This window comes from Legionella sp. PC997 (assembly GCF_014109825.1).
In the GTDB taxonomy this organism is placed as follows: Bacteria; Pseudomonadota; Gammaproteobacteria; order Legionellales; family Legionellaceae; genus Legionella.
Map to the genome: position 1 here is coordinate 1,571,777 of NZ_CP059576.1, position 12,353 is coordinate 1,584,129.

A 12,353-nucleotide genomic window follows, 5' to 3' on the forward strand; every position below is an offset into this window, starting at 1 on the left:
TTACAAGAAATGATGAATATTGAATTCATACCTATTCCAAAACCTCATCAGACTGTTTCTCCTGGTTTTCGGGTAAAAAGCCACCAACCTGGGCATCCCATAAGGTTTTATACAAACCACCTTGTTTGAGAAGTTCACTGTGAGTTCCATCTTCAACAATATGTCCGTTATCGAATACTAAAATACGATCCATGTGGAGAAGGGTAGACAAGCGATGGGCAATAACCAAAGTTGTCTTTTCTTGCATCAGTTGCCATAAACTATCTTGAATATTCGTTTCGGTAATGGAGTCAAGCTGCGAAGTGGCTTCATCAAGCATTAAGATCGGGGCATTTTTTAATATGGCTCTTGCAATTGCAATGCGCTGGCGCTGACCGCCGGAAAGCTTAATTCCCCGCTCTCCTACTAATGCACTGTAGCCTTCTGGCAATTTTTTAATAAACTCATGAGCATGAGCTTTTTGGGCGGCATCAATAACTTCAGCCTCGGTCGCATCAATCTTTCCATAGCGGATGTTATCCGTCAAGCTTCGATGAAAAAGCGTTGGATCTTGTGGAATCATAGCAATGGCTCGTCTTAAGCTTTCTTGGGTGACCTCTGTGATATTCTGGCCATCGATGAGAATTTGACCATCCACTACATCGTAAAGTCTTAATATCAGATTAATAAAGGTTGATTTGCCACTTCCTGAATATCCAACTAATCCAACTTTCTGACCCGCTTTGATAGTCACTGACTTATTTTGAAATAGCGAATATGTGCCATGATAATGAAACTTAACCTTAGAAAACTTTATTTCCCCCTGAGGTACAACTAATTCCAATGGGTTGATTTTATCCTTAATTTCATGAGGTATAACCAAGGATTTTAAACTTTGCTTACATTTACCCTGAGCTTGGTTAAATAGATCCACTTGGAACATGGTGTACCACATCATATGCCCCAACTCCATTGATAGTCCGATAATTAAAGCAAAATCTCCAATACTTATTAGTTTTTTGCTGTATAAATGGATTAATGTAAATCCTGCCACTCCCATCATCACTGCAATCATAGCGCCTTGAACACTTCCTAATAACATAATGAAACGTTCTTTTTTCTGAAAGGCCTCTTGGACCCGCTCAGAGTAGGTGTTCATGCGATTTATTTCATAAGTCTTTTGTGAAAAGATGCGGATATTTGATTGGTTACTTAATGCATCGACCAACTGGCCAGAAAGCTGAGACTCACTGCTTGCATGTTCATCAGACAAGAGCACTAGTCGTGTTGACATCCAAATGCTAAATGATGCAAAGGCACTGAACCAAATCAACAAAATATAAAAAAACAGGGGGTTTACATAATAAGCTGTGATAAACGAAACGATTAGTAACGAGGCTCCCCGAATGAAATCCACAGTTACTCTATGAAGTATAATTTCAAGATTATCTGCAAGTGTTGTAATTTGATCCGTAATTCGCCCTGATAAGTTATCTTGAAAAAATTGATGAGAAGAACCTAAGACATAATTAAAAGTTTGGCTAATAACTTCATTTTTGATGAGCGTTTCAAACTTGTAATTTAGATAACCGATTGTTCTCCAGGTGATATTATCAAACATGATAAAGTTCAAAACTAATAAGCCTGCTATCCAATAAAGATGGGAGGTATCAATGCTTTGCTCAGATGCTAACGCGTTGATGAAGGATTTAATCAATAGACTATTAAATGGACCCCAAAATCCGGCTAAGATGGCTATGAAGATAAATAAAACAACCATTTTACGATACGGTTTTAAAAAATGTCCTATAAAAGATCCTAAATGGTTCGGTAAATTGGTGTTGTTCATTTGCTAACTCCCACAGCATACCAACGGTCGCAGTGAACGTTTAGTATCGACTTATCTGTTTCACTACGGATAATTAGTTCAACCAAATTCATAGACATAGGTTACAAATAAAGGGTTCAAAATAGGATTTAGGAGAATAGACAAGACTTAAACATCGAAGTTGAGTTCAGTTTATAGTTTATGATTTACTCTTAAGTTTGGCAGTAAAATAAAAAGTCAAAAAAGACTATTTTCACACTGTCCTATGGATGAACGTTTTAAGATGTAGTGTTTATGACGCTCTAAACCTAATTTTTATTGGCCTTTTAAACTAAATTTACATCTTAATGTAAAACAATTGAACAGTCAATGGTGTTCATGCAAAGTTTTTGTTCCTGAGCAGTCCCATTTATATCGATGAGGGATAATACCTTAGTAACCGGGTGAAGCGATGTGACTCATTGAATTTAGCTCGAGAGTAAATTTAAAACTTCGCTTCACCCATTTCATTTTAGTTATATGGCTATACTGTGAAATGAGATTCAACTACATTTTGTTCAACTAATCGCTCATTTGCTTGCATTAAACCCTTGATACAATCTTCTGTTACTCTTTGATAATCATCAAAACTTAATTGGGTATCAAATAGTTTAAATAATTGTTCAATAATTTCTTGAATTTCTAAGCCACGAAATGAAATATTAGAGGGCTCCTCAGAAGCAAATTGCATTCTTAGATGTCCAATCAATCTTTCATGAGGAACATCAAGAAATGAACGAATAAACGGTTTCAGAATTGGAGCATAGGTTTTTGATAATAAATTTTGTTTTTCTAATGCTTCAAAATTTGATTGTGTTCCTACTCCACATATAAATAAAAGAAACTGCACTGCCACCTTAACCACTGGATTAAATTGTTTGTCTTTAAATACAGGGCTTTCTTTTTTTAATCGAACAGCTGCTAATAATAAGGAATGAGCGATTTTCTCTAAAGATTTTTCAGTTTGTTTCAGTTTTGAATAATGGTCATGTCGATCAAAATACATTTTAGACCATACCTGAAACTTATCCAGGAATGTTTTGCTGTCTTCAATATAGCGTAAGGAAGGTTGGGGAGCGCTAGGGATTATCATCTCAGGCTTTTGAGGAGTTTCCATGGGAGCTGAATTCGACGCCGCTACAATTAATGCTGCTAAACCCTCCCATTCAGGCTTGGAGTGCTCACTATTTGAACCCGGTTGTAATGGAATTTGATCTGCTGGGCTAGATTCATTCTTGTTTTCTACGGTTTGCCTCATTTTCTTTCTTAATGGTGTAACTACCGGACTTTTCTCTTGAGAAGGTTCCGAAACAGTTTCAGAAAGCTGACGTTTTGCGGTTGGATTTCGCGGTAGTTTCTCTAATAAATCCCTTGCCTGCTGGAGTCCCATTTCAATTGATGAGTAGAGGTGGTTGTTTATTGAAAGTTGAGCTTGATGAGTCCTATCTTTATATTTACTTTCTAAAATTCTTTTAAACTTAATGTATTCATCAATAATATTTGTTAGCTCTTTTCTGATTGAAGCAACATTTGACATATTATTTACTTCTTCTTTTTGAATATAAAAGAGCCGCATCTCCGCTTTAAGTAATTTAATCTTATGGAGATGAAAATTAGCTTTTAGTATGTGCTCTGAGTGTATTTCATTTAATTGAGAAGGGTGGAGCAATAAATAGGAATCAATAATTCTTTGAAAACAATGATTCGCTTTGTCTAATATAATAAGCGAGTCATTAAGGCTGGTTGCTTCTTTATTTTCATAAGCATAATGGATATAGCTGTAGGCCATAATTAATAAAGCATCATTGTTTTTCGCAAACTCAAAGGTTGTGATAGTTTTATAGAGTTTATTCAGATATTTATTGGGTATGGCTTCGAATAGTTCAATATTGTTAGCTAATAACTGAATTTGATTTGTGTCGGAAACAAAATTGTTAAAATTAGTAAGTATCTTTTTATGTATTTTTGTAAGTCTGGACATGGGTACACCTTAATATGTTTTAATGTAAAAAACAGCACGAGGCTTTTACTATTAATTTTTCGTGGCGAATTATGATTGAGAATGATTAAAAAAACACTAAAAAAATGGCATTTTTTTGAAAGAGTGTGCAATAAATGAATAAATTCAGGTTGAATTTTAAACCCAACCTGTTTCGATGGTTACATTCCTGAGTAATTGGGTCCGCCCCCTCCTTCCGGGGCATGCCAAACAATATTTTGTCGAGGGTCTTTAATATCGCACGTTTTACAGTGGATGCAGTTTTGAGCATTAATTTGCAATCTTGGGCCTTGCTCTTCCTCAATAATTTCATATACCCCTGCAGGACAATATCGGCCCTCTGGAAATGCATAAGTCTTTAAATTAATCTCTATTGCCAATTGTGGTTTTTTCAATACGAGATGGCAAGGTTGATTTTCTTCATGATAAGTATTCGATAAAAAAACAGAGGACAACCTATCAAAAGTAAGCACACCATCAGGTTTAGGATACTCTATCTTCTTTGCTTTTTTTGCTGGAAGTAAAGTCGTGTGATCGGCATGATTCGTCAGTGTCCAAGGGGAATGTCCACGGGTAATATATGTTTCAAAGGCGGCATTGATCAAGCCATGAATTAAACCATATTTAAACCCTGGTCTTATATTGCGTACCGAATAGAGTTCTTTTTCTAACCAGGATTTTTTGATTTTTTCTGAATAGCTGGTTAATTCAAATTGTACTTTACTTTCTTGTTGTAAAGCTTCGAAGCATGCTTCTGCTGCAAGCATTCCTGATTGCATTGCTGTATGTATCCCTTTAATTTTAGGGACATTAAGGAATCCTGCTGCATCACCAATTAATGCTCCTCCCGGAAAGGTGAGTTTGGGTAAAGATTGCCATCCCCCTTCATTAAGTGCGCGTGCCCCATAACTGATTCGTTCGCCTCCAGTTAAGATAGGTTGCACCAAGGGATGGGTTTTGAAACGTTGAAGCTCTGCAAATGGATTTAACCATGGATTTTTATAGTCCAAACCCACTACAAAGCCAAGGGCAATACGTTGTTTTGATAAGTGATAGATAAATGAACCACCGTAGGTTGAATAATCCATTGGCCATCCCACAGTATGAATCACTTGCCCGGGCTTATGGTGTTCTGCTTTGACCTGCCATATTTCCTTAATACCCAACCCATAGGTCTGGGGATTTGCTTTATCCCTCAGGTGGTAACGTGTCATTAGGCTTTGGCTAAGTTGTCCACGACACCCTTCAGCAAGCAGAGTTTGCTTAGCTAGTAAATGCATCCCGGGTTGATAATTGTTTGTTTTCTCTTTATTTTTATCGAGACCTACACTCCCAGTTGCAACGCCAATCACTTGATCGTGATCATTGTAAAGCGCTTGAACTGCAGCAAATCCAGGGTAAATTTCGCAACCCAGAGACTCTGCATGTTGGGCAAGAAACATGCAAAGTTCGCCCAGACTAATGATGTAATTGCCATCATTATGCATGGGCTTAGGAGTAGGGAGCTTATAGTAGTTTTTTTGAGTTAGAAAATAAAACAGATCTTCGCTTACAGGAGTATCAAGTGGTGCCTCTTGCCAGACATTAGGAAGTAATTCTTTAAGGCTTCTCGGTTCCAGCACCGCCCCGGAAAGAATATGAGCTCCAACTTGTGCCCCTTTTTCTAGTATACAAACAGATAATTCTTTTTTTGCAGCTAAAGCCAGCTGTTTCAATTTAATCGCGGCAGATAGTCCCGCCGGTCCTGCACCGACGATGATTACATCAAATTCCATGGTCTCGTGTTCCACACGCGCTCCTACTGTGATTATAAAAAGATAAAATAATCGCTTTTCTATGCGCTAATATCAAGATTTATATTTAAAATTAATGTACTTTGGAGTAGGGGGACGCGTATTGAAAATGCGGGATGGTTTATATTGCATTTTTAGGGTGTGCATAACGCGTCACCCTAGCTTAAACCATAAGTTAATGAGTATATTGATAACCATCATCACAACCATCGGTCGTTGCTGAAACTGCTGTGGCGACTGGACGGCTAAAAAGCGAAAAAATACTATGTGGAATACTGAGAAGGGCAACCAACACACCTGCTCCCGTCCCAAGAAGCATTAAACCCGTTAGGGCAAGACTGTCTGTGGCTCCCTCTAAAGCAGTGTTACGGTATTCGGCACTCATCACTATAATTGATAAAAGCGCGAGTAACATGCATCCAACGAAGTAGCAAGCAGCCACAACTGCAGTGAATGCCATAAGTGCAGTACCCAGTGAAGAGATTAAAGGGTACCAAACCGGTGCTAATAATTCTCCCGCAAACTCCTGGCCATTTTGATACGGAGTAAAAAAACCAGGACGTTCTCGATATTTACTTGATGTTCGCTCAATAATTCCTGAAAGGTAATTTTCATCTCCTGCTTCATTTTTTAAATCCAGTATTTCACAAATTTCATCCCAGCCAATTAAATTTAACATAAAATCCTCTCGGTGATTGAGTTTCGGGCAGGGTATCCAATTTATTCAATAGAGTCAAATAGTTAAAATTTATTCGTGCAGTTGCAGTTTGAATATTTTCTGTGCAATCGCATTTGACAATCTTTTGGGCAGAATGAAGAACTTAAGATAACAGAACCCAATGAAATAGGCTAAACTGATTGTAGAATATCCAAAGGGAGTTGTTCATGAAAACCGTACTCTATTTATTGCTTCTTAGTTCTTCCACGTTGATTTATGCAGATAATAACTCGTCCATGAACGTTGATGTGAATGATCCGAGTTTTGTAGTAACGTTACCTGCAAACCCAACCACCGGATTTCAATGGTCGATTGTACGCTTCGATAAAAATTTATTAACACTACGTAGTAGCAATTATGAAAGACCGAAAACCAACCTAATTGGTGCGGGTGGACAGATGCATTTTACCTTTACTCGACAGAAGGGTAAAAGCTATCCCGAAAGTACGGTTATTGTTCTTAAATACGCGCGTTCTTGGGAACCGGATACGGCTACGTTGAAAAGTATTCAAGTAAATTTTGTTAAGTCTAATGGGAATTAGATATCCTGGCGCAGCACGGTCTAGGATAATAAAAACCCGGGTTACTCTGCGCCGCACCAGCTTACTAATGTTATCCTTTTTTATATTTAAATGGTAAATATCTTGGTTCCCAAAACATATCTTCGATAAGTTTTTCTAAATCAGCATCCTTATTTTTTTGCGCAAGCCCTGAATCGATAGCGCAACGTGCAACCGCAACGGCAATTTCTTTAGCCACGGTTTGTGCATCATCTAAAGAGGGTAATAAAGGTAAATAACTTTCTTTTTTACTGGGCGCAAATTTACATAAAGCATGTGCTGCGGCCAGGATCATTTCTTTTGTTAGTTTTGTTGCGTTTACCGCGAGGACTCCCAATCCTATTCCAGGAAAAACTAATGCATTATTGCATTGGGCAATTTGTACCATGCGATTATGATATTCAACTGCAGGAAAAGCTGTACCGGTAGCAATTAGAGCTCTACCTTGACTCCAGTTTAGTATGTCTGAAGGTTTAGCTTCGCATTTTTCATCTGGGTTAGACAAAGGAAAAATAATAGGGCGCTCACAATTGACTGACATAGTTTCAACGATGTCTTGCGAGAACGCTCCTGGTTGCGCAGAACAACCAATAAGTACTGTGGGTTTTACATGTCGTACAGTATCCGTAAGAGAGGGATGTTGTTTTTCATTAATAGCCCATTTATTTATTTCTTTGGGATCCCGCGCATAGCATTTTTGTGCTTCGGTAAGCTCGGGATCAGTATTGAGCAATAAACCTTGACGATCAATTAGCCAAAATCGTTTATAGGCTTCATCTGGGCTAATGCCCTCCCGTACCATCGCATCAATAATTTGATCGCTTATACCAGTTCCTGCTGATCCAGCACCAAAAACTACAATACGCTGCTCATGAAGCTTTGAACCCGTTACATCACAGGCAGCTAATAAAGCCGCTAATGTTACAGCACCAGTACCTTGGATATCATCATTGAAGGTACACAATTGATCTTGGAATTTTTCCAAGATGCGTCGGGCATTACCTCGACCAAAATCCTCCCAGTGTAAAAAAGCATTGGGAAATTGTTTGTGTATCTCATGAACGAAAGTGGAGATAAACTCATCATATGCTGCTGGACTGATGCGAGGATGACGACAACCTAAATACATAGGGTCATTGAGGAGATCTTGGTTGTTTGTACCTACATCAAGAAATATCGGTAAGGTGCGAGTTGGTTCAATACCGCCGCATAAACAGTAGACCATCAGTTTGGCAACTGGAATATCCATCCCTCCGATCCCTTGATCACCAATACCCAAAACTCCTTCGCCATCAGTAACAACAATCACATCAATTTCTGGATTAGAACGATTTTTTAATATTTCTTCGAGTTGATTTTTATCTGAATGCGAAATATATAAGCCGCGGGGTTGGCGGTATTCATGACTGAATCGTTTTACCGCAGTTCCTACTATAGGGGTATATATTGTAGGTAACATTTCACCTAAATGACGATTGATTAATTTGTAGAATAAAATCTGATTCTTATCGTGCAAATTATTTAAATAGATATTTTGTTGTAGACGTGTTGTATAACTGGAATATTGTAAGTAAGCGCGCTTGACTTGTTCATCCAATGTTTCAACCCGATGTGGTAGCTTTCCTAATAGGCCAAACTCTTTTCTTTCTTCGTTTGTGAACGCCGTACCTTTGTTCAACTGAGGAGTGGTAAGAAGTGGTTTGCCGCAAAGAGAAGTTTCTATATATTGTTCTCCTGTTTGGGGATCACGTAGCAATTTAAAATCAAGCATGGGTCTCTCATAAGATGGCGTTAGCAGTTGTGTAATGATAATATCGGTTTTTTGTAGTTTACAATAGGTTGCTTATGAATAAATGTTTGATAGCACTATGGGTCATTTTCGGATTAACCTCTTGCTCAGCGAAAAATGAACATTATTACAAATCACATCCTAATGAATTGCAACAAGCGATCAAAGCTTGTCCTGAACGACAACCACAGGGTATGACGTGTAAAGAATTAGAAGTGCTTGCCAATCGTATGAATAAACTAGCATACCAGTTGCAACTCAGTCCCCAGGGTTTTGGGAAAAAAATTATGGCGTTACAAGAGACGATTATTAAAGAACAAGCACAATTAAAAGCTGAAAATAACAATGCAAATTTACAAGCCAATTTAAACCAAAATAAACGCGACTTAGCTGACCATTTAGCAGTGGTTAGATGGTTTGAATCACCTACGAGTTAAAAATGAAAGTACTAATAAGTAATGATGATGGGGTTTATGCACCTGGAATTAATAAACTAGCCAATGAACTATCGACTTTCGTCTCAATTGAAGTAGTTGCTCCAGATAGAAACAGAAGTGGCGCGAGTAATTCTTTAACTTTGTCACGTCCAATCAAAGTCAAAAAATTGGATAATGGCTATTATAGTGTTGAAGGAACCCCAACTGACTGTGTGCACCTAGCAGTAACTGGTTTTTTGGATACTGAGTTCGATATGGTTGTTTCTGGGATTAATGATGGGGCTAACTTAGGCGATGATATTCTTTATTCAGGCACAGTAGCTGCAGCCATGGAAGGTCGTTATCTAGGATTGCCTGCCCTGGCGATATCTATGGTAGGGGAGAATATCCAGCATTATGATACGGCAGCGACAATTGCGAAACAGTTGGTGATGAAGTTAAGTAAACATCGCTTGCCTTCCCAAACCATTTTAAATGTTAATGTTCCTAATCTGCCCTTGGACAAAATTAAAGGGATGCAAGTAACTCGTTTGGGAACGAGACATGGCGCTGAGCCTGTAGTAAAAGATCAGGATCCCAGAGGACGCCCAATCTATTGGATAGGTTTGCCTGGGGCGGAAGCTGATGCCGGACCTGGAACTGATTTTTATGCAATAAGCGAAGGGTATGTTTCAATTACCCCACTTCATTTGGATATGACGAATTACAAATTGTTCGATCAATTAGCTAACTGGCTCGATGGGATCAACATTCAATTTGCTTGAGGTAATAAATGATAGTCACATTTTGCAAAAGATTTTTATGTCTTTTCCTCATTATAACTTTAGTAGGTTGCGGAAATAATTTAGCTCCCGTTATGGAATCTAGATGGAATCCATATTGGCGCCATCAAAAAGTGTATGTCGTGAAACGGGGAGACACCCTGTTTTCTATTGCATTTCGCTATGATACTGATTATATAACTCTAGCTCGCTTGAATCGTATTAATCCCCCTTATTCTTTGAGAGTAGGGCAAGTCATTAATTTGCGAGGCATTACTCCAAGACATAGACAAATGGCCCGTCGGCCAATTCAAAAGAGAAACTATTATATTGCACCCAAAACACCAGCACGGCCTGCTGTAATTTATTCGCCCGCAAATCGATATGCTCGCTCTGCTTCAGGTTGGATTTGGCCTGTGAGCGGACGTGTTGTTGCATCATTTGTTCCTGAGCAAGGTAAGAAAGGCATAAATATTGCATGTAAAAAAGGTGAGCGAGTAATTGCTGCGGCGAGTGGTGTGGTCGCTTATGCTGGAAGTGGTTTAGCTGGTTATGGTAATTTAATTATTATTAAACATAATCAGGGATATTTAACTGCGTATGGCAATAACTCACGAATTATGGTTTCTGAAGGACAACATGTAAAAGCAGGACAAATTATTGCAATAGCGGGTGTTATAGATCGCAAGTATACAGGTGTCCATTTTGAAATCAGAAGGTCGGGTATACCCGTCAATCCTTTGAATTATCTACCAAAAGGTTGACAGATAACTTATAGTTATAGCAACAATGATATTTTTATGAAGTATAATGTAGTTATGGATTAAATATTTCAACATAACGAAACACTATAGGTGAAAAACAATGCACGAGGACGATGAGTCAATTAAAGAACCGGAACTTAAGGATGAAGATTGGTCTGAACCAGACGATGAATCGCTCTTAATAGAGGAGGACATTGATGCGCTTATTGAAAAAGGCGAAGAAGAAGTCTCCGAGTTTCCTGATTTTTCAGATGATATCGCGTTCCCTTCATTTCGGGGGAAAAATGCACAAAAAATGATGGATGCGACCCAGCTTTATTTAAGTGAAATTGGATTTTCTCCTTTGCTCAGCGCCGAAGAAGAGGTGCATTATGCAACTCTTGCTTTAAAAGGAGATGTTGCTGCTCGTAAAAAGATGATCGAATCCAATTTGCGTCTCGTAGTTAAAATTTCACGTCGCTATCTTAACCGGGGGCTACCTCTTCTTGATTTAATTGAAGAGGGAAATTTAGGCCTAATGAAATCAGTCGAGAAGTTTGATCCTAAACGTGGCTTTCGATTTTCAACTTATGCTACATGGTGGATTAGACAAACGATTGAGCGTGCTATTATGAATCAGACGCGCACAATCCGTTTACCCATACATGTGGTAAAAGAATTGAATGTATATCTTAGGGCTGCAAGACAGCTCACGCAAAAACTAGATCATGAACCCTCACCTGAAGAAATTGCAGAAATGGTAGATAAACCATTGGAAGATGTCCAAAAGCTGTTGGGTTTAAATGATAAAGTAACTTCTGTTGATACACCCATTGGCTTTGATGAAAATAAATCATTATTGGATACTATTGCTGATGAAAACAGCGTGAATCCCGCAGAGCTTCTAACTAACGAAAATTTACGCTTACATATAGAATCTTTATTGGATAAGCTGACTGAAAATCAACAACAAGTTATTGCAAGAAGATTTGGTTTAAGAGGGTTTGAAAAAGCCACGCTTGAAGATGTAGGTAAAGAAATTGATTTGACTCGAGAGCGCGTTCGTCAAATCCAAGTTGAAGCATTGAAAACATTGCGTGGCTTATTGGAAAAAATGGGATTAACGCAGGAAGATTTGTTTTAAATTCTAATGAAAAATCTCAAAGCTACTATTTTCGCCTGGTAAAAATGAAGGAACTGCTTCATTTTTACCAGGCTAATTTTTTATGTAATAACAAAAAGATAAGGAGTAGTTGTAATGAAGAAAATGATTTTATTGATTTTAGTTGTTTTAACATCAAGTGTTCGTGCAGAACAATTAACCACATTTATGGATATCGCTGATACAATCTCCCAAGGGAAAAAAATTACTTTAGTTATGAATATTCAAGAATGTAGCTCACAAAAAATGCCTGTGAGCTCTGTAATCGCCTCAGTACAACCAGCTTCTTTTCTTATTATTGATAACGATCGAATTACTACTTCAATAAAGCATTTTACTTTGGATAATCCTATTGCGCGCGGTAATCCCATCTTTGAATTTGTTAAATATAATATTAATTCAGATGGAAGCATTTCTATAAAAAATACTGTAATGGACGCTGGGAATTTTAAACAACTTGCAACGTATCAGCTTAATTGTACTTTAAATAAAGGATTTAAAGTTTTTAGTTGAGAAACAATTGCCTCGTGAAAGTTTGTTTATAC

At 37.9% G+C, this 12,353-nt stretch carries 11 protein-coding genes; 6 read left to right on the plus strand and 5 right to left on the minus strand.

Annotation, left to right across the window (positions count from 1 at the left end; genetic code table 11):
* Positions 1-31 precede the first annotated feature (31 nt).
* From HBNCFIEN_RS06695 to HBNCFIEN_RS06710, 4 genes are all read right to left on the minus strand, one after another.
* The gene (locus HBNCFIEN_RS06695) at positions 32-1,828 is read right to left on the minus strand and encodes an ABC transporter ATP-binding protein (RefSeq protein ID WP_182393284.1); all 1,797 of its coding nucleotides are present in this window, start codon (positions 1,826-1,828) and stop codon (positions 32-34) included.
* Between the two features lie 502 nt (positions 1,829-2,330).
* The gene (locus HBNCFIEN_RS06700; protein ID WP_182393285.1) at positions 2,331-3,827 is read right to left on the minus strand and encodes a hypothetical protein; all 1,497 of its coding nucleotides are present in this window, start codon (positions 3,825-3,827) and stop codon (positions 2,331-2,333) included.
* Positions 3,828-4,006: 179 nt separating this feature from the next.
* Positions 4,007-5,635 (minus strand): electron transfer flavoprotein-ubiquinone oxidoreductase, encoded by a 1,629-nt coding sequence (locus HBNCFIEN_RS06705; protein ID WP_182393286.1) that lies wholly within the window; start codon positions 5,633-5,635, stop codon positions 4,007-4,009.
* A 178-nt stretch (positions 5,636-5,813) separates the two neighbouring features.
* Entirely contained in the window at positions 5,814-6,317 is a 504-nt protein-coding gene (locus HBNCFIEN_RS06710) for a hypothetical protein (protein ID WP_182393287.1), read from the minus strand.
* 206 nt (positions 6,318-6,523) lie between these two features.
* Here HBNCFIEN_RS06710 and HBNCFIEN_RS06715 point away from each other — a divergent pair, with 206 nt between their 5' ends.
* Positions 6,524-6,898, plus strand: coding sequence for a protease inhibitor I42 family protein (locus HBNCFIEN_RS06715; RefSeq protein ID WP_182393288.1), 375 nt, complete (start codon positions 6,524-6,526; stop codon positions 6,896-6,898).
* 70 nt (positions 6,899-6,968) lie between these two features.
* Here HBNCFIEN_RS06715 and HBNCFIEN_RS06720 read toward each other — a convergent pair whose 3' ends face one another.
* Positions 6,969-8,687 carry an NAD-dependent malic enzyme gene (locus tag HBNCFIEN_RS06720; RefSeq protein ID WP_182393289.1) on the minus strand — a complete coding sequence of 573 codons (1,719 nt, stop codon included), beginning with the start codon at positions 8,685-8,687 and terminating at the stop codon, positions 6,969-6,971.
* A 74-nt stretch (positions 8,688-8,761) separates the two neighbouring features.
* On the opposite strand from HBNCFIEN_RS06720, the gene HBNCFIEN_RS06725 reads away from it, so the two are divergent.
* From HBNCFIEN_RS06725 to HBNCFIEN_RS06745, 5 genes are all read left to right on the plus strand, one after another.
* Positions 8,762-9,142, plus strand: a complete 381-nt coding sequence (locus tag HBNCFIEN_RS06725; protein WP_182393290.1) for a hypothetical protein — start codon at positions 8,762-8,764, stop codon at positions 9,140-9,142.
* A 2-nt stretch (positions 9,143-9,144) separates the two neighbouring features.
* Positions 9,145-9,906: a 5'/3'-nucleotidase SurE gene (gene surE / locus HBNCFIEN_RS06730; protein ID WP_182393291.1), complete on the plus strand. Its 762-nt coding sequence runs from the start codon at positions 9,145-9,147 to the stop codon at positions 9,904-9,906.
* Positions 9,907-9,914: 8 nt separating this feature from the next.
* Positions 9,915-10,667, plus strand: coding sequence for a peptidoglycan DD-metalloendopeptidase family protein (locus tag HBNCFIEN_RS06735; RefSeq protein ID WP_182393292.1), 753 nt, complete (start codon positions 9,915-9,917; stop codon positions 10,665-10,667).
* 100 nt (positions 10,668-10,767) lie between these two features.
* Positions 10,768-11,790, plus strand: a complete 1,023-nt coding sequence (rpoS, locus tag HBNCFIEN_RS06740; protein WP_182393293.1) for an RNA polymerase sigma factor RpoS — start codon at positions 10,768-10,770, stop codon at positions 11,788-11,790.
* A gap of 114 nt (positions 11,791-11,904) precedes the next feature.
* Positions 11,905-12,321 carry a VirK family protein gene (locus HBNCFIEN_RS06745; RefSeq protein ID WP_182393294.1) on the plus strand — a complete coding sequence of 139 codons (417 nt, stop codon included), beginning with the start codon at positions 11,905-11,907 and terminating at the stop codon, positions 12,319-12,321.
* Positions 12,322-12,353: the final 32 nt, after the last annotated feature.